The sequence below is a fragment of the Pacificibacter maritimus genome (assembly GCF_003814915.1).
Classification (GTDB): domain Bacteria; phylum Pseudomonadota; class Alphaproteobacteria; order Rhodobacterales; family Rhodobacteraceae; genus Celeribacter; species Celeribacter maritimus.
On sequence record NZ_RKQK01000001.1, the window covers coordinates 1091401 to 1117063 of the forward strand.

Annotated in this window: 20 protein-coding genes; 5 read left to right on the forward strand and 15 right to left on the reverse strand. The window is 53.4% G+C overall.

From position 1 onward, the window contains the following. Positions 1–121: 121 nt before the first annotated feature. Positions 122–685 carry a fasciclin domain-containing protein gene (locus EDD53_RS05060; protein WP_123792078.1) on the reverse strand — a complete coding sequence of 188 codons (564 nt, stop codon included), beginning with the start codon at positions 683–685 and terminating at the stop codon, positions 122–124. Between the two features lie 309 nt (positions 686–994). Here EDD53_RS05060 and cobS point away from each other — a divergent pair, with 309 nt between their 5' ends. The 4 genes from cobS (at position 995) to EDD53_RS05080 (ending at position 6147) form a co-directional block, all read left to right on the forward strand. Then, positions 995–1963, forward strand: coding sequence for a cobaltochelatase subunit CobS (cobS, locus tag EDD53_RS05065; protein ID WP_123792079.1), 969 nt, complete (start codon positions 995–997; stop codon positions 1961–1963). 81 nt (positions 1964–2044) lie between these two features. Beyond that, positions 2045–3922 carry a cobaltochelatase subunit CobT gene (cobT, locus tag EDD53_RS05070; RefSeq protein WP_123792080.1) on the forward strand — a complete coding sequence of 626 codons (1878 nt, stop codon included), beginning with the start codon at positions 2045–2047 and terminating at the stop codon, positions 3920–3922. 33 nt (positions 3923–3955) lie between these two features. Then, positions 3956–5743, forward strand: coding sequence for an aminopeptidase P family protein (locus EDD53_RS05075; RefSeq protein ID WP_123792081.1), 1788 nt, complete (start codon positions 3956–3958; stop codon positions 5741–5743). Positions 5744–5805: 62 nt separating this feature from the next. After that, positions 5806–6147, forward strand: coding sequence for a DUF427 domain-containing protein (locus EDD53_RS05080; protein WP_123792082.1), 342 nt, complete (start codon positions 5806–5808; stop codon positions 6145–6147). A 77-nt stretch (positions 6148–6224) separates the two neighbouring features. Here the strand turns inward: EDD53_RS05080 and EDD53_RS05085 are convergent, their stop codons facing one another. Next, the gene (locus tag EDD53_RS05085) at positions 6225–7910 is read right to left on the reverse strand and encodes a chloride channel protein (protein WP_123792083.1); all 1686 of its coding nucleotides are present in this window, start codon (positions 7908–7910) and stop codon (positions 6225–6227) included. A 103-nt stretch (positions 7911–8013) separates the two neighbouring features. On the opposite strand from EDD53_RS05085, the gene EDD53_RS05090 reads away from it, so the two are divergent. Then, positions 8014–9384, forward strand: coding sequence for an FAD-binding oxidoreductase (locus EDD53_RS05090; RefSeq protein ID WP_123792084.1), 1371 nt, complete (start codon positions 8014–8016; stop codon positions 9382–9384). A gap of 25 nt (positions 9385–9409) precedes the next feature. Here the strand turns inward: EDD53_RS05090 and recN are convergent, their stop codons facing one another. The 13 genes from recN to murD all read right to left on the reverse strand — a co-directional run bounded on the left by recN (position 9410) and on the right by murD (position 25595). After that, positions 9410–11062 (reverse strand): DNA repair protein RecN, encoded by a 1653-nt coding sequence (gene recN / locus EDD53_RS05095; protein ID WP_123792085.1) that lies wholly within the window; start codon positions 11060–11062, stop codon positions 9410–9412. A gap of 19 nt (positions 11063–11081) precedes the next feature. Next, positions 11082–11918: an outer membrane protein assembly factor BamD gene (locus tag EDD53_RS05100; RefSeq protein WP_123792086.1), complete on the reverse strand. Its 837-nt coding sequence runs from the start codon at positions 11916–11918 to the stop codon at positions 11082–11084. 135 nt (positions 11919–12053) lie between these two features. Continuing rightward, positions 12054–12989: a UDP-3-O-acyl-N-acetylglucosamine deacetylase gene (gene lpxC, locus EDD53_RS05105; RefSeq protein ID WP_123792087.1), complete on the reverse strand. Its 936-nt coding sequence runs from the start codon at positions 12987–12989 to the stop codon at positions 12054–12056. A 294-nt stretch (positions 12990–13283) separates the two neighbouring features. Continuing rightward, positions 13284–14951 (reverse strand): cell division protein FtsZ, encoded by a 1668-nt coding sequence (gene ftsZ / locus EDD53_RS05110; RefSeq protein ID WP_123792088.1) that lies wholly within the window; start codon positions 14949–14951, stop codon positions 13284–13286. Positions 14952–15428: 477 nt separating this feature from the next. Then, entirely contained in the window at positions 15429–16760 is a 1332-nt protein-coding gene (ftsA, locus tag EDD53_RS05115; protein WP_123792089.1) for a cell division protein FtsA, read from the reverse strand. Between the two features lie 16 nt (positions 16761–16776). Further along, on the reverse strand, positions 16777–17739 hold the full coding sequence (locus EDD53_RS05120; protein ID WP_123792090.1) for a cell division protein FtsQ/DivIB: 963 nt from the start codon (positions 17737–17739) through the stop codon (positions 16777–16779). Then, positions 17727–18644, reverse strand: a complete 918-nt coding sequence (locus EDD53_RS05125; protein WP_123792091.1) for a D-alanine--D-alanine ligase — start codon at positions 18642–18644, stop codon at positions 17727–17729. Before EDD53_RS05125 ends, EDD53_RS05120 begins: the two co-directional genes overlap by 13 nt. A 155-nt stretch (positions 18645–18799) precedes the next feature. Further along, positions 18800–19750: a UDP-N-acetylmuramate dehydrogenase gene (gene murB / locus EDD53_RS05130; RefSeq protein ID WP_123792092.1), complete on the reverse strand. Its 951-nt coding sequence runs from the start codon at positions 19748–19750 to the stop codon at positions 18800–18802. Positions 19751–19794: 44 nt separating this feature from the next. Continuing rightward, complete coding sequence (locus EDD53_RS05135) at positions 19795–20046, reverse strand: DUF2484 family protein (RefSeq protein WP_123792093.1); 252 nt, start codon at positions 20044–20046, stop codon at positions 19795–19797. A 278-nt stretch (positions 20047–20324) separates the two neighbouring features. Then, on the reverse strand, positions 20325–21725 hold the full coding sequence (gene murC / locus EDD53_RS05140) for a UDP-N-acetylmuramate--L-alanine ligase (RefSeq protein WP_123792403.1): 1401 nt from the start codon (positions 21723–21725) through the stop codon (positions 20325–20327). Positions 21726–21777: 52 nt separating this feature from the next. After that, positions 21778–22872, reverse strand: a complete 1095-nt coding sequence (gene murG / locus EDD53_RS05145) for an undecaprenyldiphospho-muramoylpentapeptide beta-N-acetylglucosaminyltransferase (protein ID WP_123792094.1) — start codon at positions 22870–22872, stop codon at positions 21778–21780. A 26-nt stretch (positions 22873–22898) separates the two neighbouring features. Next, positions 22899–24065: a putative lipid II flippase FtsW gene (gene ftsW / locus EDD53_RS05150; protein WP_123792095.1), complete on the reverse strand. Its 1167-nt coding sequence runs from the start codon at positions 24063–24065 to the stop codon at positions 22899–22901. Positions 24066–24194: 129 nt separating this feature from the next. Further along, complete coding sequence (gene murD / locus EDD53_RS05155) at positions 24195–25595, reverse strand: UDP-N-acetylmuramoyl-L-alanine--D-glutamate ligase (RefSeq protein ID WP_123792404.1); 1401 nt, start codon at positions 25593–25595, stop codon at positions 24195–24197. Between the last annotated feature and the right edge of the window lie 68 nt (positions 25596–25663).

The window sequence follows — 25663 nt, forward strand, 5'->3', positions numbered from 1 at the left end:
AGGGGCTGGGCGCCTTAGGCAAATGCCATGATGTGTTGAAACGAAAAAGGGCGCCCCGAAGGACGCCCAATCGTGCGAAAAACAGCCACACTCACTCGTAATAAGTCAAAGTAGGCAAGACTTACATTGCAGCAGGCAACATCACTGTGTCGATCACGTGGATCACACCGTTGGATTGTTTCACATCTGCAATTGTCACTGTTGCTACGTTACCGTTTTCGTCTTCCAGCATCATCATGCCGTCAGCGTAAGATGCTTGCAAAGTACAGCCGCCCAAAGTTGGAACAGGGTGTTTGCCGCCGTCAGCTTCGATCATGCCTTTCAAAGCCTCGGCCATCACTGCATCGCCGACAACGTGGCAGGTCAGAATTGTTGTCAGCTGATCTTTGTTTTCTGGTTTCAGCAATGTTTCGACTGTGCCCTCAGGCAAAGCTGCGAAGGCGTCATTCACTGGTGCAAATACTGTGAATGGACCTTCTGAGGCCAATGTATCAACAAGGCCAGCCGCAGTCACAGCCGCAACAAGCGTTGTGTGATCTGCAGAGTTCACCGCGTTTTCTACAATATTTTTCTCAGCAAACATTTCTGCGCCGCCCACCATTGGGTTTTCGCCGTGGTCATCTGCAAAAGCTGCACCAGCGATTACAGTGGCACCGATTGTAGAAAGAATAAGGGAACGCATCATGTTGTTTCTCCATTTGTTTTCGTCCTCATCCATCATGGCGAGGTTACAAGGGATACGGAGCCCATCAGCGCGTGGATCACAAAAAGTGACATAAAATCTCATAGATACCATAACAAACTTGTGACGACCGAAAGTGATCCAGATCCGAGTGAAGCATGTAAGCCCGCTGTGAATTCTAAATGCCCTCTCTAAAAGCCTTCGCGTTTTCCACCTTGGCACTGCGCAGCTTTCCCGCCCCCCCTTGCACCTCAAGCCCGAAACAGGCATGAAGTGACCAACAAGACATTAGGTATCAGAACGGGCTTTTCCATGGACGCAAATGCAAAACCGACCGAAACAATCTCAGTGCGCGAAGTCTTTGGCATCGACACAGATATGACCGTAAAAGGGTTTGCCGCACCGTCTGAGCGCGTGCCTGAAATCGACCCGACCTACAAATTTGATCGCGATACCACCATGGCGATCTTGGCGGGATTTTCCCACAATCGCCGCGTGATGATCCAAGGGTATCACGGCACAGGCAAATCCACACATATCGAACAAGTCGCAGCCCGTTTGAACTGGCCATCCGTACGTGTGAATTTGGATAGCCACATTTCACGTATCGACCTGATCGGCAAAGACGCCATCAAACTGAAAGACGGCAAACAAGTCACTGAATTCCACGAAGGCATCTTGCCTTGGGCGCTGCGCAACCCTGTTGCGATTGTGTTCGACGAATATGATGCAGGGCGCGCTGACGTGATGTTTGTGATCCAGCGCGTGTTGGAACATGACGGCAAGCTGACGCTTTTGGACCAAAACGAAATCATCACGCCGAACCCGAATTTCCGTTTGTTCGCAACAGCGAATACAGTGGGCTTGGGCGACACAACGGGTCTGTACCACGGCACGCAACAAATCAACCAAGCGCAGATGGACCGCTGGTCCTTGGTCGCCACGTTGAACTATCTCAGCCATGATGCAGAGACCAACATCGTTTTGTCGAAAAACCCACATTACAACACAGAAAAAGGTCGCAAGCAGATCAGCCAAATGGTGACAACAGCCGATCTGACGCGTACAGCCTTTATGAACGGCGATCTATCGACAGTCATGTCGCCGCGCACTGTGATCACTTGGGCGCAGAACGCTTCGATCTTCCAAGACATCGGTTATGCCTTCCGTCTTACATTCCTCAATAAATGTGACGAATTGGAGCGCAAAACGGTGGCGGAAATTTACCAACGCTGTTTCGGTGAAGAACTGCCTGAAAGTGCTGCATCCATCGTTGCATAAAGTGCTGCGCGCCCTCTTTGCGGCGCGCACCCCTGCCCTTTTCCCCATGCCCTTCGTGGTTATATCCAGGGATTAAACCCAATGAGTAAGCCAAGCGACAACCCTGCTGATCCGTTTAAAAAAGCACTGGCTGAAGCCACCAAAGTGCTTGCGGGTGACAGCGACTTGACGGTGACATATTCGATGGACCCGTCTGGGCTCACGCCTGATACGGTGCGTTTGCCACAAGTGTCGCGCCGCATGACCCGCGAAGAAGTTCTGATTGCGCGCGGCACTGCGGATTCATTGGCCCTGCGCCACAAATATCACGACGGATCCACATTTAATCGTTACGCCCCCCAAGGCCAAATGGCCTATGATATTTACGATGCTCTGGAAACCGCGCGGGTCGAGGCCGTGGGCGCACGTCACATGCCTGGCACCAGTCAAAACATCGGCGCGAAAATTGGCAATGACGCGCTGCGTCGTGGCTATGATGGGGTCACATCCACCGAAGACGCCCCTTTGGCGCAGGCCATGGGCTATTACATGCGGCACCTGACCACAGAGCAAGACCTGCCGAGCGGTGCGCAAAATGTCATGGAAATCTGGCGCAGCTTTATCGAACAGCAAACCGCGGGCACCTTTGATGACTTGGACTCTTTTCTAGAGGACCAGTCTGCATTCGCACGTTTGGCACGCCGTTTGATCGAAGATCTTGGATACGGCGATCAACTGGGCGATGACCCTGATGAATTGGACAGCGACGAAGATCAAAACGCTGAAACCGACGAAGAAGAAGAACAAGACTTAGAGTCCGATAACCAAGACGACGAACAAGAAGACGAAGCCGAGGCCTCAGCCGAAAACGCGCAAGAAGAACAACAAGATGCCTCTCAGGCCAGCATGTCGTCAGACGATATGGCCGATGAAGAATATTCCGAAGAAATGGAACTGCCAGACGAAGAATCTGAAGTCGAGGCTCCACAACCCGCGCCCGTTTCAGATGCAGATCCCAACTATCAGGTATTTTCAAACAAATACGACGAAGAAATCGCAGCAGAAGATTTGGCGGACCCCGCCGAATTGGAACGCCTGCGTGCCTATCTGGACCAACAACTTGAACCGCTCAAAGGCGCTGTGTCGCGTTTGGCCAACAAGTTGCAGCGCCGCTTACAGGCGCAACAAAATCGGTCATGGGAATTTGACTTAGAAGAAGGCACGCTGGATGCAGGCCGCCTTGCGCGGGTTGTGGCCAATCCCACAACGCCTTTGTCGTTCAAGCATGAAAAAGATACCGAGTTTCGCGATACCGTTGTAACGATCTTGCTCGACAACTCAGGTTCGATGCGCGGTCGCCCCATTTCGATTGCCGCTATATGTGCGGATGTTTTGTCACGCACATTGGAACGCTGCTCTGTTAAAGTTGAAGTGCTCGGCTTTACCACCCGTGCGTGGAAAGGTGGGCAAAGCCGCGAAGAATGGCTGGCCCAAGGCCGCCCTCAAATGCCAGGTCGTTTGAACGATCTGCGTCACATCATCTATAAAAACGCCGATGCCCCGATGCGCCGCACGCGGTCCAATTTGGGCTTGATGATGAAAGAGGGCCTTCTGAAAGAAAACATAGATGGCGAGGCTTTGGAATGGGCGCATAAACGGATGATCGCCCGCTCTGAGGCGCGCAAAGTCTTGATGGTGATCTCAGATGGTGCGCCTGTTGATGACAGCACCCTATCTGTAAATCCCGCCAATTATCTGGAAAAACATCTACGCGATGTGATTGAAATGGTTGAGAAACGCAAACAAGTTGAATTGATTGCTGTTGGCATCGGTCATGACGTGACCCGCTATTACGAACGCGCTGTAACCATCACCGATGTTGAACAACTTGCAGGGGCAATGACCGAACAATTGGCCGCACTTTTTGACACAGACCCAAGGGCGCGCGCCCGCTTTGCAGGTATCCGCAAAGCGATGTAACCCCAGATCACAGACAGATAAAAGGCGACAGACATGTTTCAATCTTACGATGTCACAAGCAGTCCAGACCAAGCAGCCCCCCGCATGACCGCCCTGAGGGTGGCTATGAAAGAGGCTGGACTAGATGCCTATATCGTGCCACGCGCTGATGCCCATCAAGGCGAATATGTGGCCCCTTGCGACGAACGACTGTCTTGGCTCACGGGGTTCACGGGGTCTGCGGGGTTTTGTGCCGTCACAAGCAATGCAGCCGCGATGTTTACGGATGGGCGTTATACCGTTCAGGTACGCGCCCAATGTGATGCTGATCTGTTTGAATATGTGGACTGGCCCGAGACTTCGCTTGGGGACTGGCTGTTGAGCTGTGATGCAAACATCATCGGGTTTGACCCTTGGCTTCATACCGAACAAGAAATCGAAGCCCTGCGCAAAACATTGCAGCCCAGTGGTAAGAAACTTCAGGCCGTGGCCAATCAGGTTGACAAAATTTGGCCAGATCGCCCCCCGCGCCCCAATGCGCCAGCAATCGTACAGCCCATCGAACTTACGGGAAAATCAAGCAGTGAAAAGTTTGCCTTGGTTTTGGATACTATGGCAAAAACGGGGGCGCAAACTGTTGTGTTCACCCTGCCTGATAGCCTGTCTTGGCTGTTGAATATTCGCGGCGCAGACATCGCCCACAATCCCGTGGTTCAGGCTTTTGCGACCCTGAATGCCGAGGGCAAGATGCACCTGTTTGCACAGCCATCAAAGTTTGACAATCTTGGCCCAGACCCGCGTATTTCCATTGCCGAGCGCGCTGATTTTAATGCCCATCTGTCGTCGCTAAAGGGGCGGGTTTTGATTGATCCCGCCTCGGCCCCCTATGCGTTGCGCAGTTTGATCGAAACCGCGGGAGCGGAAATTGTCACTGGCGAAGACCCCTGCATCATGCCAAAGGCTTGCAAAACACCCGAAGAAATCGCAGGCGCGCGCAGCGCACATATCCGCGATGGTGCGGCTGTGGTGGAATTTCTTGCATGGCTATCAGCACAAGACCCTGAAACACAAAGCGAAATGTCAGCAGCACAAAAGCTTGAAGCCTGTCGTGCAGCCACAGGCGCCTTGAAAGACATCTCTTTTGACACAATAAGCGGCTCGGGCCCCAACGGCGCGATTGTGCATTACCGTGTGAGCACAGACACAGACCGCAGCCTGTCTGAAAACGAACTCTTATTGATCGACAGCGGCGGTCAATATGAAGATGGCACAACGGATATCACCCGCACATTGGCCTTGGGCATTCCCACATCGCAAGAACGCGCCGCTTTTACAGCCGTATTGCAAGGCATGATCGCGATTTCGGCTGCGCGTTTTCCCAAAGGCGTGTCTGGCGCGCATTTAGATGCTTTGGCGCGCGCGCCCTTATGGCGGATGGGCTGCGATTACGATCACGGCACGGGGCACGGCGTGGGCTCATATCTGTCCGTGCACGAAGGCCCACAGCGCATTTCACGCGCCTCTACCTTGCCCTTGCAGGCAGGTATGATTTTATCCAATGAGCCTGGCTACTATAAAGCAGGGGCTTTTGGCATTCGTATCGAAAACCTGATTGTGGTACGCGATGCAGCCCCCCTTGAGGGTGGCGATCCGCGGGAAATGCTAGATTTCGAAACTTTGACTTTCGTGCCAATTGAGCGTGATTTGATCAACACTGATGAATTGGCCCCATGGGAGCGCGATTGGTTGGATGATTATCATGCACAGGTCTGGGATTTGATTTCCCCACATGTAAGTGAAACGGCGCAAAGCTGGCTGCGCAAAGCAACTCAACCGCTCTAGCATATACCTGTTACACATTGCCTGCTATGCTATGCAAAATTGATATTAAGGGAGACCTGTTCATGACAGATCTTATCAAAATTCGCCCCGCATCTGGAACTTACGTTGTGCGCGCTGGCGGTGCCGTTATCGGAGAATCCGATCAGGCATTGGAATTGATCGAAGGCGATGCAGCCCCCGTAATCTATTTTCCGCGCGCGTCTCTAGCGATGGCGTTTTTGGATACATCCGACACCAAAACAACCTGCCCGCACAAAGGCGTTGCATCCTATTATTCGATCCAAACCAAATCGGTTTTGCTAAAAGATGCAGCTTGGTCTTATGAAAATCCAAAATCTGGGTTGGAACAAATCGCAGGCCATTTGGCATTTTACCCGAATCAAGTGGCGGTGGAATTGCTGTAAAGCAGCCCGCTCACCAAACCAAAGCAAAGGCGCGCAGATCATTCTGCGCGTTTTTTTTCTGGGAACACTGGCGTGGATTAACTGTGCTCTTCGGCTGCGGTTGCTGCCAGTGCCTTGTTAAACACCCGCAAAGCATCCACCTGAAACAAAGCCCCATGCAGGTCTGGTCCTGTTTCCTCATGCAAGGTGACCACAGGAATAAATACGAGATTCTGCGCCTCAAACAGCGGCATGGCGGTTTCTAATGTGGCATTGGGCGATATGTATATGCCCTTTGAAATCAATTCCTTACATTCGGATTCTCTGGCCGCACGCGGCGCATCTGGGGCGCGGTAGCATTGATGAACCCGCATTGTCGCCAGCAAATAAGCCTGAGGCCCCGCTGCCAAATGCACATCACGGCGTTCTAAAAGTGTCAAAAAGAATGATCGATCCACCAATCGCGATGCAATCGCAGTCGATAAAGACACCGCGACCATAACAGCCAATCCCGTTTGCCAATCGCCCGTCAGTTCGAACACGATCAAAGTGGTCGAAATAGGCGCGCCCAATACGGCCGCGGCCACCGCGCCCATGCCCGCCAAAGCATAAAGCGTCACCGTGCCCGACACGTCTGGAAACACAGCCGTGGCGATCAAACCAAAGGCCAAGCCACTCATCGCACCGATCATCAAAGCGGGTGAAAAGACACCGCCGCCCATGCGCCCCGCCATGGTGATGGCCACAGCTGCAACCTTAACGACAGTAAACACGATCGCCTGCCACAGCAGCAATTGCCCTGTTAAAGCAGCCGAGGTCGTCTCGTAACCGACCCCAATCACATGCGGAAACACAACGGCCAAGAGTCCCAACAAAAGCCCTGCCAAAGCAGGGCGAAAAACGGGTGGCAGATGAATACGTTCGACCACCCATGATCCGAAATCATCAGCCATAAAGATGGATCGCATCATCGCGACTGCGATGAAACCGCACACACATCCCAAAAGTACGAAAGCAGGCAGTTCGACGTAGAAAGACAAAGCACCCTCTGCGGCAAGCGTAAATTCGGTGACATCGCCGTATTCGATGCGGTTGATAACAGTGCCTGCCACAGCCGCGATGGCGATCGGGGCAAAAGCATGCACGGCGAAATGACGCAAGATGACCTCCAATGCGAACAATGCCCCCGCAATAGGCGCGTTGAACGAGGCCGATACAGCCCCTGCCACAGCACAGCCCAAAAGGTCACGCCCTGTTAATCCACTGGCATGAAGCCGCTGCGAGACCCAGCTTGAAATCACTGCCGCCAAGTGCACGACTGGACCTTCGCGCCCCGTCGAGCCGCCTGTAGAAAGCGTGATCAATGACGCCGCCGCTGAAGCAAGCCCCGCGCGTTTTTCCACACGCCCTTCGTTGAGCGCGGCACCTTCGATAACATCCGCAACAGAGCGCACCCGCCCATCTGGTGTGAACCAATTCAGGATCACCCCAACGGCCAGACCGCCGATCACGGGGATCGACAGCACCCAAAACCAAGGCAGCTCACTGGCCGCACTGTGAAGACGACTGACATCTTCGACGCCATATAAAAAGGATTGCAAAGCCGTGATCGACTTGCGAAAGAACAAAGCCGCAAAACCAGACGCAACGCCGATGAGCAAGGCGATGAACCAAAACTGAACTTGGGATGGGCCACGCATTCGAATCAGGTGCAGCACGCCGCTGAGGCCCGAACAGATGTCCGCCCAAACTTTTTGCGGTGAGGACGGTTTTGCTTTCGGCATATGGCAGCAATCCTGACTTTAACAACGCATTCGGACTTGCGCTTTTACTGAGGGCACGGCAATTTAGGGGCCGCATTTAGTTTCCAAACAATAGGGCCAAGACATGATTCCTGACACCGTATTTGCAGATTTAGCCCTAGTTTTAGACAAGCGTGTCACACGTTCCAAGTCTGATCTTGAACAACATGGTCGGTCCGAAGCTTGGCACCCTGACACACCTCCAGATGCGGTCGCCTACCCCAAGACGACACAAGAGGTTTCAGCCATCGTGAAAATCTGTCACGCCAATGACATTCCTATCATCGGCTGGGGCACAGGTACATCACTTGAGGGGCAAACCTCGGCCATTCATGGGGGGTTGATTGTTGATTTCACCCAGATGAACAAAATTTTGCAGGTCAATGATTCAGATATGGATGCCATCGTGCAGCCTGGTGTGACACGTGAACAATTGAATATCGAATTGCGCACCTCTGGCCTGATGTTTCCCGTTGATCCAGGTGCAAACGCATCTCTGGGCGGTATGGCTATGACGCGTGCCTCTGGTACCACCGCAGTGAAATACGGCACAATGGCTGACAATGTCATAGGGCTTGAAGTGGTTTTGGCCGATGGCACCGTTATAAAAACAGGTACGCGGGCGCGCAAATCTTCAGCAGGTTACGATTTGACCAAATTGTTCGTCGGCTCTGAGGGCACATTGGGTTTGGTCACGGAATTGACCATGCGCTTGCACGGGCAGCCCGAAAAAATCCTTGCGGGCGTATGTTCCTTTGACGATATCGACAGCGCTGTAAACACGGTGATGCTCGCCATCCAAATGGGCATTCCCATGGCACGGATCGAGTTTTTGGATGTCTCTGCTGTTCAGGCGGTCAATTCCTATGCGGGCAGTGAATTCCCGCTTAAGCCGCATCTGTTTGTGGAATGCCACGGGTCTGATACAGGCGTCGAAAGCCAGATCGAAACCTTGAGCGAATTGATTGACGACTTCGGGGGATCTCCCTTGGAATGGGCCAGCAAACCCGAGGATCGCAATGCGCTTTGGACCATGCGTCACAACGCCTATTACGCCTGTTTGGCACTGAAAAAGGGCTGTGTGTCAGTCATCACAGATATCTGTGTGCCGATTTCCAACTTGGCCGAAGCTGTGGTGGAAACCGCTGAAGACATCGAAAAATCTTTCCTAGATGGTCCAATTTTGGGCCATGTTGGTGACGGAAATTTCCATGCCGTCTTGCTGATTGAGCCTGATAATGCCGAGGATCTCGCCGAAGCAAAACGGCTCGCCGATTTAATGGCCAAACGCGCCTTGCGATTTGGCGGCACAGTGACTGGCGAACATGGTATTGGTATCGGCAAAAAGCATTTTATGGCGCAAGAACATGGCGATGCAGCTTGGGATACAATGGGCGCATTGAAAACAGCGCTTGATCCGAAAAACATCATGAATCCAGGCAAGTTGGTACGCTAAGACGCGGCCCGAACACAGCATCGCGTCAGCCGTTTAGCAATTCTTGAGCGGCGGCGCGGGCTGGATCTGTGATACTATCACCTGACAACATGCGGGCGATTTCATCAATGCGTTCTTGAGTTTCGAGCGATGTGACCTCTGACAAGGTCATGCCGTCTTCCACACGTTTTGCCACACGCCAATGATGCGCGCCCAAGGCGGCAACTTGCGGCGAATGGGTGACAACCAACACTTGGCCATCCTCCGCCAAAGCTTTCAAACGACGCCCGACGGCATCAGCGGTTGCACCACCAACACCACGGTCAATTTCGTCAAAAATCATCGTAACGCCCGTTTGATCACGGGTCAGACAGACTTTCAGCGCCAGTAAAAAACGCGACAATTCCCCGCCTGATGCGATTTTATTCAACGGCCCTGCAGGGGCACCTGGATTGGTGGCCACAGTGAATGACACTTGATCACTGCCCTCTGGACCATCTTCGCCCGCCTCGACTTCGGTGACAAAGACTGCGCGCTCCATTTTGAGCGGCGCGAGTTCGGCGCCCATCAGTGCATCCAGTTCCGCAGCCGCCGATTTACGCGCTTGGCTTAAGGCATCGGCCTTGGTGGTGTAATCCTTTTGGGCCTTTTTCAGATCGTCTTCCAAGCGAAGCAAATCATCAGCACCGCCATCCAGCGCTTTTAACTTAACCCGCAAGGTTTCAGCGAAATCGCCCAAGTCGTCAGCCAGCACATTATGTTTGCGTGCAAGGCCACGAATGGCAAACAGGCGTTCTTCGATGTTTTCCAATTCATGGGGGTTAAACTGCAAAGCTTGCATACAATCTTCGACGCCTGATTGCGCTTCGGCCAATTCATTTAGCGTGCGGTTCAGCCCCTCGATGGCGCTATCCAACCGCCCGTCCGCTTTGTCTGCGGCCCCTTCGAGCCAGCGCAAAGCGTCTGTCAAAGCGCCCTCGGCGGCATCATAAGACATAGCTTGATGGGCTTTTGAAATGTCTTTGGAAATCTTTTCGGCCGATTGCATCAAGCGGCGTTCTGCATCCAACTTGGCTTCTTCACCCGCCTCAGGATTGATCTTATCCAATTCGCCAACAGCATGGCGCAGGAAGTCTTCTTCGGCTTTTAGGGCGGCTTGTTGATCTTTGGCAGCGGCCAAAGCTTTGCGCGTGACGGCGAGTGTTTTCCACGCGCCTCGCACATCATCCAATAAGCTATCGAGTGCCCCGAATGTATCTAACAGCACACGGTGGCCGCGGGGATTTAGCAGGCCGCGATCATCATGCTGGCCGTGAAGTTCAATCAAAAGCTCAGACAAGCGGCGCAAAACATCACCAGACACGCGGCGGTCATTGACCCATGCGGTTTTACGACCATCTGCTGTATTGACGCGGCGCAAAATCAATTCGCCATCATCAGTTTCAATGCCAGCATCCGCCAAAAGCGTTGCCGCAGCAGGACCTTGTGGCACATCAAAAACGGCGATGACTTCGCCTTGCTTGGCCCCCGCACGCACCAGCTCAGCGCGTCCGCGCCACCCCAAGACAAAGCCGAGACTGTCGAGCAAAATCGATTTGCCCGCCCCTGTTTCCCCTGTCAAAACATTCAAGCCGGGTTGAAACGCAAGTTCCAACCGGTCAATGATAAGCATGTCGCGGATATCAAGATGTCTTAGCATAAAAGGTCCATGACCAAGCTTAGAGCCATTCGCCACGCACCATCTGGCGGTAGACTGCGCTAAGCCAATTATCACCCAAAGATTTGGCTTCAAGCCCACGTCCTGTCAGCAAAGCATAGCTGTCTTTATACCATTCGGTTGACTGGTAGTTGTGGCCCAAAATGGCGCCAGCAGACTGGGCTTCTTCGGTCAAACCAAGGGCCAGATAACTTTCGACCAAACGGTGCAAGGCTTCTGCTGTGTGCTGTGTGGTTTGGAACTGTTCGACCACCACGCGGAACCGATTAACGGCTGCGGAATAATGTTTACGTTTTAGGTAATACCGCCCGATTTCCATTTCTTTGGCAGCCAGATGATCAAAGGCCAAATCGAATTTTAACACAGACGAGCGCGCATATTCGGTGTCTGGGAATTGTTCAATCACCACACGCAAAGCTTGCAAGGCTTGGAAGGTCAGCCCCTGATCGCGACCAACATCATCAATTTGATCGTAATATGACAAGGCAAGCAAGTAATGCGCATAGGCTGTATCATCATCTGCGGGGTAAAAATCAATAAAGCGCTGCGCGGCCAAACGCGCTTGTTCATAGTCGCTTCCCCGATGATAGGCAAAGGCTTCCATAATCAGCGCGCGTTTAGACCATGACGAATAAGGGTAGAGTCGACCTATTTCAGCAAAATATTGCGCCGCAGAATCGAAATCTTTTGTGGTGATTTCATATTCGGCTCGTTTGTAAATCTCTTCGGCTGTGTAGCCTTCCAGATCACGCTCTGGGGCGTATTCCGAACAGGCAGCCAAAACAGTCAGTGAAAACACTGCCGAGACCTTAAGGCCGCGATACAATCCTGCGCGCATGAAAGTTCCACCTTCGTCAAATTCTGTACCCACATCTGTGAGTGTCGCCCCACTCCTAGCACAGAAATTTTCGGTGCAAAACGCCTTTGGGGACGAAAACTAATATGTGATGATTTGAAAGCGAAAAACAGCGAATTATGCGCAGTATGCCAAATCTGATGCGCTGACCCCTGCACCAGGCAATGTTTTTGCTGTTGCGTCATCCACAGCCACGAAAGCCCAAGCGCCAGGTGTCGCGAATACTTCGCGCAAAAGCGCATTCGTCATCGCATGACCAGAACGCACACCAACGTAACGCCCAAGAATCGGCGCACCAGCAAGGGCTAAATCGCCCAAAGCATCCAGCATTTTGTGGCGTACAGGTTCATCAGAATGGCGCAAACCGCCTGGCGACAAGACATCATCGCCATCGACAACAACAGCATTTTCAAATGTACCGCCCAAAGCCAAGCCGTTGGATTGCATCATATCCACATCGGATTTTCGGCAAAACGTGCGACAGTTTGACAATTCACGAATGAAAGCGCCATTGGCCATTTTCAAAGATTTATCTTGCACACCGATGGCTGCATCTTCGAAATCAATGTGAAAATCAATTTCCAAGGTCGCTGCCGGTTCCAAACGGGCTGTCGCAGATCCAACCTCAATCGACACAGGTTTCAAAATTTTCAAAGCGCGTGCAGGCCCAGCCTGTGCAACCAAGCCAGTTTGCAAAAATGCCGTCACGAATTGCGCCGATGACCCGTCTTCGATCGGAATTTCTGGTCCGTTCACATCAACGATCGCATTGGTCACGCCACAGCCAGCAAGGGCTGCCATGATGTGTTCGATGGTGGAAATCTCAACGCCATCCGAGTTGCGGATCAAAGTGCAAAGCTTGGAGGGCACGACCGCATCCCAACGCGCAGCAATACGTGCATCGCGGGTATCGTTGATATCAGCGTCGATGTCCGACCGGCGAAACACGATGCCTGAATTGGCTTTTGCAGGAGACACAACCATGCGCACAGGTTTGCCTGAGTGCAGGCCTACCCCATCAAATGTAATCGCTTTTGCTACAGTTTTTTGCACGACGGCCTCAACTTTCGAATTCTATCCGCATCGCCTGTTCTGTGAAGTGTCCACAGATTGGGGGCGGTGTTGATGATTAGTTAATGGTGGTGAGGGCCATTCACAATTCAATCTTTGTAACGGTTTGTAACACAAGACGACGTAGACTTGCCTATTCAAACAGGGGGTCGCGCCGCACCGCAGCAAGATGTTGAAAAACAACAAAAAAGGCCGGATAAATCCGACCTTTTTTAATTATATGTAAACTAACGGACGTCTAAAACGTTACAAAACGCGCCGAAAGAATCTGCGAAATCAGTTCGCTTGACGACGCAAGAACGCTGGAATTTCGATCTTTTCATTCTCAGGATTTGGATCCTGATCTTCGTCGTAAGACTGGTGCACCTGAGGTTGACGGCTCGGTTGCGCCGCATGACGTGGAGCAGGTGCCGCTTGACGTGCATGCGGTTGAGACGCCTCATCACCGCCATTGCCAGTCATCCGACCGATCAATGAATTGATGCCAAAACGCCCTTGCTTTGGCTCAGGTGCAGCTTGGCGGTGCTGTTGCGTCGCAGGCTGCTGTTGGTACTGAGGCGCTTCAGGTCGCTTGGAAACAGCAGTTTGTAAACGCTGCAAAGCTTCAGGAGATGGCGTTCCTGCAGCAGGGGCGCGCGGGGCAACATATGCATCCGCTTCTGGTTCATTCATAGCAGGCTGATAACTTTGCTCTGGACGCGGCTGATATGCGGGTGCTGGAATATCATCGTGACCGTCATCAAAATGATCCTGCGCAGATGCGGCATGGGCGTCAAACACATCCAAAGAAGGTTGACGTGGCGCTTCGAATTGCGGCGCTGGCTCTTGGGCGCGCGCTGCGGGCTGTTGTTGAGGCGCAGCTGGTGCGGCCTGCTGAACAGGGGCAGCTTGTGGCGCTGGAGTTTCTGCTGCTTCAGGAGCAGCTGGTGCCAAAGGTTCAGCCAAACGACGACGCGGCGCTGGCGCTTCGGTCGCAGCAGAAGCATCAATACCCGTTGCCACAACTGACACACGCATTTTGCCACCCAAAGATGGATCCATTGTGGAACCAACGATGATATTTGCTTCTGGGTCGACTTCTTCGCGAATGCGGTTTGCTGCTTCGTCGAGTTCGAACAATGTCAAATCGTCGCCACCCGTGATGTTGATCAACACGCCTTTTGCGCCCATCAATGACATCTCGTCGAGCAATGGGTTTGCGATGGCTTTTTCTGCAGCTTGGATCGCGCGATCTTCGCCCTCGGCCTCGCCTGTGCCCATCATCGCTTTGCCCATTTCATCCATGACAGCGCGAACATCCGCAAAGTCGAGGTTGATAAGACCAGGGCGCACCATCAAATCGGTGACGCCTTTCACACCTTGGTACAACACGTCATCCGCCATGGAGAACGCATCGGTGAAGGTTGTTTTTTCATTGGCAAGACGGAACAGGTTTTGGTTCGGAATGATGATCAATGTGTCGACCATCTTTTGCAAAGCTTCCACACCTTCGTCAGCCTGACGCATGCGCTTGAGGCCCTCGAACTGGAACGGCTTGGTCACAACACCAACGGTCAAAACGCCCAATTCACGCGCAGCTTGCGCGATGATTGGTGCGGCGCCTGTGCCTGTGCCGCCGCCCATACCTGCGGTGATAAAGCACATATGTGCGCCCGCAAGTTGGTCGACAATAGCTTCGATACTTTCTTCGGCTGCGGCCGCGCCCACTGTTGGACGTGCGCCTGCACCCAGACCTTCGGTCGCTTTGATGCCGATTTGGATTTTCGAAACTGCTTTGGAGTGTTGCAAAGCCTGCGCATCTGTATTCGCCACAACGAATTCGACACCCTCAAGCTGTTTCTCGATCATGTTATTGACCGCGTTACCACCAGCACCACCAACGCCAAAAACTGTGATACGAGGTTTCAAATCTTCTTGCTCGGGCATTGTGAGGTTCAAAGCCATGATCTACCGCCTGTTTTTGTTACGGGGCACGCCGCGTTGTCCCACACGTCGGCCCGTTCCTGTCCCAGTCTGACGCTCTGCCAGACATTTCTTACCTATTCCCGTCCATACTATGGGTTTTTCGGATCGGCGTCACCCAAAAAACACAATATGCACACAAAATATGGGGGATTACCGCGCTTTTGTCGGCGGCATCTTGCGCAAACCGCTATATTTAGCGTGTTGCCGCAAAAAAACTGCTAGCGACAAATGAAATTTGCGCCAAACAACAGGGATGCCCTGCAAAAGTTAACGATTTCGTCAAACACTGCTCAGTGCCTGAAGGCGAAACTCAGCGTCGATCCTTGGGATTCTTATGCTGGGCAGCCGTGCTGCGCGGTTTCTATCACTATATTTAGGGTCTCAAGGGGGCTTGATCAATAGAGTATCGTTGCTCTGGCAAAAATACGCCCCCTTTTGATGCTTGCGCCCGAGGGCCTACCAGTTGTCTTTAAACCAGCGCACTGCGCGCTTAAGTGACCGCGCAGGGTAACGGTCGGCAGGGATTTCGAAATCCCACCATTCATCTTGTGGGTTGGCCGCGAATAGGCACAGACCGACAGCAGAGGCAAAGGCCGCGCCAGTTGCCGCTTGCGGCAGACCTTGAACGCGCAAAGGACGGCCGATGCGCACCTGTTGTCCTAGAATTTTAGGCGCAAGCCCATCAAGGCCCGGAATTTGGCTGGCCCCGCCTGTCAAAACAATTTGCTGACTTGGCAGATACTCAAACCCAGCCGCATCCAGACAATCGCGCACGCCTTCAAGGATTTCTTCAACACGCGGGCGAATAATACCGATCAGTTCAGCACGCGAGACAGTGCGGCGGTCACGTTCCCAATCGCCGCTGTCGCCGCCGATTTCGATCATCTCGCGGTCATCCATGCCCGTGGCGACAACGCCGCCATAGAATGTTTTGATCCGCTCAGCCGTGGCGTTTGGAATTTGCAGCCCCATCGCGATATCCGCGGTCACTTGATCGCCGCCCATACGCACAGAGTCAGCAAAGATCATGTGTTTCTTCATAAAGATAGAGACATCAGAAGCCCCACCCCCAAGGTCGACACAAGCAGCGCCAAGTTCTTGTTCGTCTTCCACCAAGGCAGAAATACCCGCCATATAAGCAGAAGATGCAATACCAGCCACCTCCAGATCACAGCGTTTGATACAGTACAAAAGGTTCTGGATCGTCGCAGCATCCACAGTGAGCATATGCATATCGCAAGCCAAGCTGTTTCCGATCTGGCCACGCGGATCAGCCAGACCAGAGCGGTGATCGAGCGCAAAGTTCACTGGCTGCGCATGGATGACCTCGCGGTGCGCGCCATAATCAGGCACATCGCTTGCGGCCAAAACCCGAGCAACATCTTGTTCTGATACGGCCTCGCCCTCAAGATCAACCTGCCCTGCAAGACCATATGATCGTGGCGTGCCACCAGAGAAACAGGCAATCACGTGATCCACACGGGTCTGCGCCATTTTCTGTGCAGCTTGAACTGCGGTACGAATAGCACGTTCGGTTTCGCCCATGGCATCAATTTCACCAAAACGCACACCGCGTGAGCGCGTGGTCGCAGCCCCGATCACACGGAAAGCCGATTGCCCCGCCAAAGCGCCAACACCATCACCGCCTGCAAAGCGTTCGCCATCAAAGCGTAACACCAGACAGGCAATTTTTGATGTGCCGACATCCAAGATCGCCACCACACCCCGTTGAAGAGCTGCGTTGCGCATATTGCGCATAGCGCGTTGTGCTGCATAAAGATCGGTCATCGTAAAGACACTCCAGTTATAGTCCCTGTTGGCGGCGCAGTTCATCACGGGCCGCTTCGGACACGCGCAGGGTCGGCCGATTGGGATTGCGCATATCGACGATACGCACATCGCGTACCAGTAAATCTTGGGCTTGATGCAAGGTAATCACCTGCGCCAAGGCACCGAATGGGTTTGTTTCAGGCAATTGAATAGTTTGGTCACGGTCGAGCACCAGATCCCAGCGGCGTTCGCCAATGCGCACAATGCCGCGCACCCGTTCCATCAAAGGCTGTGCTGCCTTGAGCAAAGCCAAAGCTTCACCCACTTCGCGATCGGCCCCTTCGCCAGCAATCAAAGGCAGGTCATTGCGGTTTTGGCGGGCAGCCAGTGCTTCGACGCGGTGCCCTTCTGCATCAAGCAATTCCAACCCTTGCGGACCACGCCACACAACGGCTGGCACACGCTCTGTAATATCGATTTGCAAAATTCCGCCAGCACGCACGCGCACGCCTGCTTGCGCCACAGCATCAAGACTTTCGATTTGTTGCAACATGCCTTTGAGATCAAGATCGAAGGACGACAGCGGGAAATCAATTGGCGCGACTTCGCGAATATCGGTTGCCAGATCTTCTGACGCGCCATCAATCGCCATCATTTTAACAATAAACTCAGGGCGGTTTTGCAGCTCTGTCTTCATGTTCATATAGTGATCGGCAACGAATTGACGGTTGTCTTCATTACTTGCCCAAAGGGCGACCACAGCCAAAACTGCCCCGATAGGCGCAAGGCGGCGCATGGCAAACCGAAAGGACGGGGTCAGCCAGAGGCGACTCATCTTATAGGCAGTTCGCGAGGGCGCTGGATCGCGCGGACGCGCGGGTGCTGACGATTGACCGCCACTGCGCGCACGCATCACACGCGCGACCGCTTCTGACACGCGGGCAGATCCCCCCACTGAGGCAGGTTTTGCAAAATCCATAGGATCTAGCGGTCGCATGAGGCATCCTCCACCATCCAAGCGACAAATTCACCGTAAGTCATACCCTCTGCTTGCGCTTGTTCAGGGCTAAGCGATGTTGGCGTCATGCCGGGTTGGGTGTTGGTTTCGAGCAAGATCAGGCCGTCTTTGCCTTTGGTCTCGTCCCAGCGAAAATCAGTGCGAGAGACCCCGCGGCACCCCAATGCGGTATGAGCACGCAAAGCCATCTCTTGGCACAGGGCTGTCATCTCATCGGAAAGTTCGGCAGGGCAAACATGGCGTGACCCGCCCGCTGAATATTTTGCGTCATAATCATACCAGCCATCGGTGATAATATCGGTCACACATAGGGCGCGGTCGCCCATCACTGTGCAGGTCAATTCACGGCCAGGCGCAAAGGCTTCAACCATAACAACAGCAGGCATTTCGGCGGAGAGCTTGGGCGGGGCGTCGCCCTCATGGACGATATAGACGCCAACAGACGACCCTTCGTTATAAGGTTTCACCACATAGGGCGGTGGCATCACATGGCTGGCTTCGACTTCGGCTTTGCGTGCTAAACGGCTCGGTGCAATCGGCAAACCCGCCGCAACGTAGATGTCTTTGCTGCGGATTTTATCCATAGCTGAAGCAGAGGCCAAAACGCCAGAATGGGTATAGGGCAAGCCCATCCATTCCAAGATGCCTTGGACACAGCCATCTTCACCGTAGCGACCATGCAATGCGTTGAATACAACATCGGGCGCACAATCGGTCAGCTTTTGACACAGATCTTCGCCAGCGTCGATTTCGACAACTTCATATCCTTCGCCCCTAAGCGCGGCAGCGCATTCACGCCCCGATGACAAAGACACTTCGCGTTCAACCGAAGGTCCGCCCATCAATACCGCCACTTTTCGGGGTGTCCTGCTCGACAATCCCACAAGTGCCTCATTATCTGGGGTCGTTTTTGACCCCTTATCGGGACCTTTGCGGCCCCTGTCGTTTTTGTTTTTGGACCTTTTGCGGCCCGAATTGCCCTTAAGTTTAAGAGCTGCCCACCTTGGGGCCCTTGCTTGTGCAAGGTCTTATGATTCGTTTAACCAGTCGGGAGTCCGCTGGCAACTGGTTTGCCAGAAAATTCTCCAACGCGTCGTATTTCCCACTCTAGCGCAAGGCCTGAATTTTGAAATACTTTTTTTCGCACCTCTTCGCCTAAAGTTTCAAGATCATGGGCGGTGGCATCGCCTGTGTTGATCATAAAGTTGGAATGCATCGGGCTCATTTGCGCCCCGCCGATGGAAAAGCCGCGCAGGCCCGCATCATCAATCACTTTCCATGCCTTTAAATCATGCACATCATCGGCCTGCCCTGTTGAGGAAAACCCAGCTGGATTTCGAAATGTGGACCCCGCAGACCTGTCTTTGGTTGGCTGTGTTTCGTCACGCTTTTTCAGTTGCGCTTCCATGCGCGCCTCAAGTTCTGCGGCATCTCCGCGTGCGGCTTTGAACGTGGCTTCGATCAGCACCCAACCTTCGGGCAAATATGACCCGCGATATTCAAATTGCATGTCCTCGGGCGTGAGGGTCACGATTTCACCCAAGCGTGTCACGGCCTTGGCGCTGACCAAATGATCCGCAACATAAGACCCGTAACAGCCCGCATTCATCCGCAAAGCACCGCCAATTGCGCCAGGGATCGTGCGCAAGAATGTCAAATCAAGACCCGCAGCGGCTGATTTACGCGCCACATGCGCATCCAAAGCCGCAACGCCAGCAGTCACAAGATCGCCCTCAAACGAAATACCATTAAAGCCGCGTCCCATGCGAATAACGACGGCGCGGATGCCACCATCGCGCACGATCAAATTTGACCCGACCCCCATCGGAAACACGGCGACGCTGGGATCAAGGGCTTTGAGAAAGGCTTGGAGATCTTCAACATCAGCAGGTTGAAACAAAGCATCCGCAGGTCCACCGACGCGCAACCATGTCAAATCAGCAAGAGGGCGGTTTTCGGTGAGGGTTCCGCGAACAGAGGGAAAAATCATACGCATGCCTTTTGGTGCAGCCCAAAATTCGGACCGTTATTTAGTTAGGATTTATAGAGTTTATTTTTGGCCCAACGGCCCAAATACAGCAAGGGCCACCGCAAAATTGAGGCGCCTGCTGCAAAGGCGATCAAGCCAATCCACGGGCCGTTTTCATAGGTGATATAACCCAAAAGCGGCACACCAATTGCGGTCAGCACATAGGCGGCAGGCCAATGGGATTTATGTGCGGGCAACATCGCAATGACATTTGCCACGACGACCCAGAAGCAAGCTAAGATTAAAGAAAGCGTCATAAGTACCTCTGATCAGGTCCGAGAAATCCAACGCGATACGCCTGAAAAACGCGCAAAGCGGTTTGCGAAACAAAGACACAGCAGCACAAATACTGATAACGACGGCCAAGTCGCGATACGCAGGCCCCAGCCAAATTAAAATCGCGGGAAGAACGAGCAAAAGTTCCAAGCCCATCGGTTTTTAATGCCTCAAGAATAACGGAGCAAGCCCCATTGTGGCAAGCGCCCAAATGCATATAGCCATCAAAGATGTCGCGGCTTCGTCTGAGCTGTGCGGTTTACGCGGATTTCAAACGATCCGCCAAACCATAAGCCCAAGTCGAAATCGTCCCTGCCCCAAGGCAAACCACCATATCCCCCGCGCGGGCTTGTTCGCGCACAAGGCGTTCCAAATCCTCTTCGGATGTGACTGCGCGCGCGTGACGGTGACCGTGACGAATAAGACCTGCGACCAAATCGTCGCGCCCCGCGCCCTCAATAGGGTCTTCGCCTGCGGCGAAAATATCCGAAATGCCGACCACATCTGCTTCGTTAAAACAGGTACAGAAATCTTCGAACAGGCTGGCCAAGCGACTGAAACGGTGCGGTTGGTGCACAGCAATCACGCGGCCTTCGGTGGCTTGACGCGCGGCTTTGAGCACAGCTGCGATTTCAACGGGGTGGTGGCCGTAGTCGTCAATAATGGTCACACCACCAACTTCGGCCACGCGGGTAAAGCGGCGGTTCACCCCGCCGAAGCTGGCCAAGCCTTCGCGGATTTCATCGGGCGTCATGCCCAAGTGACGCGAGACAGCCACAGCCGCCAAAGCATTGGACACGTTGTGATCGCCGGGCATCGGCAGGCTGCAATCTTTAATCACGATATCGTCTTGTTGCAGCGCGATATCAAAATGTGCCACGCCGTTTTTATAGGTCAGATTGATCGCGCGCACATCTGCTTGGGTGTTAAACCCAAAGGTCACAACACGGCGGTCGGTGATTTTGCCCACAAGCGTTTGCACTTCGGGGTGATCGGTGCAGCACACCGCCAAGCCGTAAAAGGGAATGTTCGACACAAAATCGTAAAACCCTTTGCGCAGCGTGTCGAAATCTCCCCAATGTTCCATATGTTCTGGATCTATATTGGTGACAATCGCGATGGTCGCAGGCAGGCGGTTAAACGTACCGTCACTTTCATCAGCCTCGACCACCATCCAGTCGCCAGTGCCGACACGGGCGTTAGACCCATAGGCATGAATAATGCCGCCGTTGATCACAGTCGGATCAATGCCACCTTGGTCCAACAGGGCTGACACCATTGTGGTTGTGGTGGTTTTCCCGTGCGTGCCTGCCACCGCGATATTTGATTTCAAACGCATCAATTCAGCTAGCATTTCAGCGCGGCGCACCACAGGCAGGCCTGTTAAACGCGCGGCATCCAATTCTGGATTGCCCGTTTTGATGGCGCTGGAAATCACCACAACTTCAGCGCCAGCCAAGTTCTCAGCCTTTTGGCCAATGAAAATCTGCGCGCCAAGTTTTTCCAAACGATCGGTAATTTTGGAGGATTTCAGGTCAGAGCCTTGCACCGCATATCCGTGGTTCAACAAAACTTCAGCAATCCCTGACATGCCGATGCCACCGATCCCAACAAAGTGAATCGGACCCATTTCTGTGGGCAGTTTTGTTGCGGATACGATCATATCTTGGGTCTTTCTTATACGAGATAGATGCCTGTTCAACATCGACTGATTATAGGTTTGCGAGCGCCTCAACGAGGGCTGCCAATTCATTTGCGGCATCAGGTTTACCAACCGATAAAGCCGCGAGGCTCATTTCATTTGCGCCCGCGCTATTGTCCAAAACCAAGGCAATTTGCGCCGCCAAAGTTTCAACGGTCAATTGGCTTTCGGGGATCATAATCGCAGCCCCTGCATCAACCAAACCACGCGCATTGGCCGTTTGGTGATCGCCCGTTGCTGCGGCAAAGGGGATCAAAATACTAGGCCGTCCGATGACTGAGACATCCGCCACAGTCGAGGCACCAGATCGCGCAATAACCAATTGCGCTTCGGACATACGGCTGGGCACATCATCGAAAAAAGTCTTGATTTCGGCGCTTATACCGTGATCCGCGTAATGCTGCTCAACCCGCGCCACGTCTTCTTCGCGCGCTTGCTGACTGATACGGATATTGCGTTTAAGATGCTCTGGCAGGGCCGTGATCGCAGCAGGCACCACATCAGATGTGATCCGCGCGCCTTGGCTGCCGCCGAGAACCAAAATTTCCATCGGGTAGTCGCCGGGCGCAATATAGGGCGCGCCTGCGCGTTCCAAAACAGCACCGCGCACGGGGTTGCCCACATGCACGCCCACTGCTCCGTCGGGCAATTGTGTTGGCCAAACGCCACAAGCCACCTGCGCCACTTTCGGGGCAAAGATAGAATTCACGCGGCCCAACACGCCATTTTGTTCGTGGATCATGCGCGGCAATTTCATCAAAGTCGCCGCCGCAACAGAGGGAATAGCGGGATAACCGCCAAAGCCGATCACCACATTGGGGCGATCACGGCGAAACTTGCGCATGGCCGAAAGAACACCACCTGCGATTTTAAACGGCACGCTGAGTTTTGCTTTCAAGCCACCGCGTGCAAATGTGCCAGAGGTCAGAACTTCGATGTCAACGGCTTGGGGAAACCCACCCGCATAACGCGCACCACGTGGATCGGTTGTCAGTTTGACCCGCCAACCACGCGCCAAAAGCACTTCAGCCAAGGCCTGTGCAGGAAACATGTGACCGCCAGTTCCGCCAGCAGCGATAACGACCAAAGGAGAGAGAGCAGACATTTAAATACCTTTCACGACAGGCGACACTAGCGCCCGCGACGGATCAAAAGGTCACCGATCTCACCTTGCGGACGGGTGCGGGTAAACGCCAAAAGCGCGCCAAGGGCAATACCTGATGCGATCACAGAAGACCCACCATAAGACACGAAAGGGAGTGTCATGCCTTTGGCTGGCAAAAGCCGCACAGCCACACCCATATTGATGAAAGCTTGCACACCAAATGCGCAGGCCAATCCAGTGCCTGCCAAGCGGATAAACGGGTCACGTTCACGCAGCAAACGCCACAAAGATCGCACAGTGATGGTCGCGTAAAGTGCTATGATGCTAAACACCAAAATCATACCGTATTCTTCGGCAGCCACCGCGATGATAAAATCTGTATGGGCATCTGGAAGTGACCACTTCACAGTCCCCTCTCCGACCCCAACGCCAAAGAAACCGCCTTCGCGGATCGCGTTTGTGGCATACCCGATTTGCGTTGTTGGATCGATATCAGGGTTCAAAAAGCCATCGATACGGCGCGCAAAGTGTTCAGAACCATTGTAGGCCAAAGTGCCACCGATCACGACCAGCCCCGCCAACCCGACCAACAAAAACAGCGGCGCACCGCCGACAAAATACATCACCCCCCAGCTAAACAAGACCAAGGCAGCTTGCCCAAAATCAGGCTGCAACGCCAACATAATAACAATTACGGAGGTCAGCATAAAAGAATACAAACGCCCGGGAGGGCCACCAACTTCCAAAGCGGCGGCGATCAACCAAGCGGCGGTTATCACAAAAGCGGGCTTTAGAAATTCAGACGGCTGCACCGAGGCAAAGCCGAAAGAAAACCACCGCATCGCGCCTTTGCCAAAATCAGTGCCAAAAAAGGGCAGCAAGGCCAGCGCTATAAACGCGCCAACAAAGCCCACAACGGCAAGCCTGCGCACTTTATGCGGGTCCATCATGGTGATAAAAATCATGGTCATCAGACCGATAGAGCCAAAGAACACTTGGCGCTGCACGAAATAGAAATAAGGTAAGTTATTCTTTTCAGCCAAGGGCGGCGATGCAGCAAGGCCCAGCAAAATGCCAATACCAAACAACATAAAGACGCAAGACAGCGTCCATTTGTCAATTGTGCGCCACCAGCGCGGAAGAACGGGTTCGCCTTCGGATACCGAAATAGAACCATAAACCATTTCTGTCATGGGACCGCCTATGCCTCTGCTCTGTCCGCTTTTTGCGGATCTATGGCAGGTATATAGCGTATCTAGCGCCCTCGCGCTACAATAGATTGCGAGAGCGCATGTTATATCAGCAAAGCATTGCCTGTCTGATCAGGCTAAATACGCTTCAACCTCGGCGATGAAATCGTCACCGCGTCGTTCAAAGTTTGGGTATTGATCAAAAGATGCCGCAGCGGGCGCCAATAGAACCGTGTCCCCCGCCTCAGCTTCCGCGGCAGCTTTGGCCACGGCCACGGCCATAGTTTCGCAAAGTTCATAGGGCGTTTGCCCCAGTTGCAAAGCAAAATCTTTGGCCGAAAACCCGATCAAATAGGCTTTTGCCACAGCGCCAAGATGATCTGATAGATCCGCGATACCGCCCTCTTTGCCCATGCCGCCTGCAATCCAGCGAATGGATTTAAACGCTTGTAGCGCTTTTGCTGCCGCATCCACATTCGTCGCCTTACTGTCGTTAACAAAGCGCACGCCGTCTTTTTCGCCGACAACTTGGCTGCGGTGCGGCAGGCCTGCAAAACTGTTCAATGCTGCGCCGATCAATTTGGGTGCTGTGCCAATCGCACGACAGGCCGCATAGGCGGCACAGGCGTTTTGATGATTGTGCGCGCCAGGTAAACCTGCGATCTCGCGCAAATCAATGGACCCCGCTTGGCGACCTTTGCGCCATTCGGATAAAAACCCCTTTTGCGCATAGATATTCCATCCAGCGCCTTTTAGTTTTTGCCCACTCGAAATGCGGATCAAACGGTCATCGGCAAAACCTTCAACCAATTGGTTGGCCATATATTGCCCTTCGACTTCATCGACACCAATGATGGCGCGATCTGGTCCGCCTTCTGCAAAGAGGCGACGCTTGGCGGCGAAATACCCGCCTATGCCCGCGTGACGGTCCAAGTGATCAGGGGACAGATTGGTGAAAACAGCGATATCGGGCGTCAAGGCGCGGGCCAGTTCCGTTTGATAGCTGGACAGTTCCAACACCACCACTTCGCCATCTTGAGGAGGATCGATATCCAACACGCCGCGGCCTATGTTGCCTGCAAGTTGCGATGGCGTACCTGTTTCAGTTAAAATGTGATGGATCAGCGCCGATGTGGTGGATTTTCCATTGGACCCTGTGACCGTGATGACGCGTGGCGGCGTGTCGTGATCCATCCAGTCCCCTTGGCCGAACGATCTGAAAAACAGACCTATGTCGTTGTCTACGGGCACGCCTGCGGTCCATGCGGCTTGGATGATTTTGTTCGGCTCTGGGTATAAATGCGGAATACCAGGCGACACGATTAGGGCTGCGATGTCATCGAAGGCCTCGTGCTTGGACAAATCGCGTAGGGTGTACCCCTCGCTTTCGGCGGCTGCGCGCGCTTCTACGCTGTCGTCCCACAAAATAGGTTCTGCGCCCCCTGCGACCAAAGCCTTTGCCGTGGCCATACCTGACCGCCCAAGCCCCAAGACCGCTACATTTTGACCCTCATAGCCATATACTGGAATCATCATCTCACCCGCAAATTCAGTTGCCGTATCATCGGCGGTCTAGGGGCAAATGGAAAGGGGATAGGCAT

Coding starts and splice junctions, on each gene's coding strand:
- EDD53_RS05090 (WP_123792084.1), top strand. CDS start 8,014: ATGATTCCTGACACCGTATTTGCAGATTTAGCCCTAGTTTTAGACAAG.
- ftsA (WP_123792089.1), bottom strand. CDS start 16,760: ATGACCGATCTTTATGCAGCACAACGCGCTATGCGCAATATGCGCAAC.
- EDD53_RS05060 (WP_123792078.1), bottom strand. CDS start 685: ATGATGCGTTCCCTTATTCTTTCTACAATCGGTGCCACTGTAATCGCT.
- murG (WP_123792094.1), bottom strand. CDS start 22,872: ATGTCTGCTCTCTCTCCTTTGGTCGTTATCGCTGCTGGCGGAACTGGC.
- EDD53_RS05075 (WP_123792081.1), top strand. CDS start 3,956: ATGTTTCAATCTTACGATGTCACAAGCAGTCCAGACCAAGCAGCCCCC.
- ftsW (WP_123792095.1), bottom strand. CDS start 24,065: ATGACAGAAATGGTTTATGGTTCTATTTCGGTATCCGAAGGCGAACCC.
- ftsZ (WP_123792088.1), bottom strand. CDS start 14,951: ATGGCTTTGAACCTCACAATGCCCGAGCAAGAAGATTTGAAACCTCGT.
- EDD53_RS05085 (WP_123792083.1), bottom strand. CDS start 7,910: ATGCCGAAAGCAAAACCGTCCTCACCGCAAAAAGTTTGGGCGGACATC.
- murB (WP_123792092.1), bottom strand. CDS start 19,750: ATGATTTTTCCCTCTGTTCGCGGAACCCTCACCGAAAACCGCCCTCTT.
- recN (WP_123792085.1), bottom strand. CDS start 11,062: ATGCTAAGACATCTTGATATCCGCGACATGCTTATCATTGACCGGTTG.
- murD (WP_123792404.1), bottom strand. CDS start 25,595: ATGATTCCAGTATATGGCTATGAGGGTCAAAATGTAGCGGTCTTGGGG.
- EDD53_RS05120 (WP_123792090.1), bottom strand. CDS start 17,739: ATGCGACCGCTAGATCCTATGGATTTTGCAAAACCTGCCTCAGTGGGG.
- EDD53_RS05080 (WP_123792082.1), top strand. CDS start 5,806: ATGACAGATCTTATCAAAATTCGCCCCGCATCTGGAACTTACGTTGTG.
- cobS (WP_123792079.1), top strand. CDS start 995: ATGGACGCAAATGCAAAACCGACCGAAACAATCTCAGTGCGCGAAGTC.
- cobT (WP_123792080.1), top strand. CDS start 2,045: ATGAGTAAGCCAAGCGACAACCCTGCTGATCCGTTTAAAAAAGCACTG.
- EDD53_RS05100 (WP_123792086.1), bottom strand. CDS start 11,918: ATGCGCGCAGGATTGTATCGCGGCCTTAAGGTCTCGGCAGTGTTTTCA.
- EDD53_RS05135 (WP_123792093.1), bottom strand. CDS start 20,046: ATGACGCTTTCTTTAATCTTAGCTTGCTTCTGGGTCGTCGTGGCAAAT.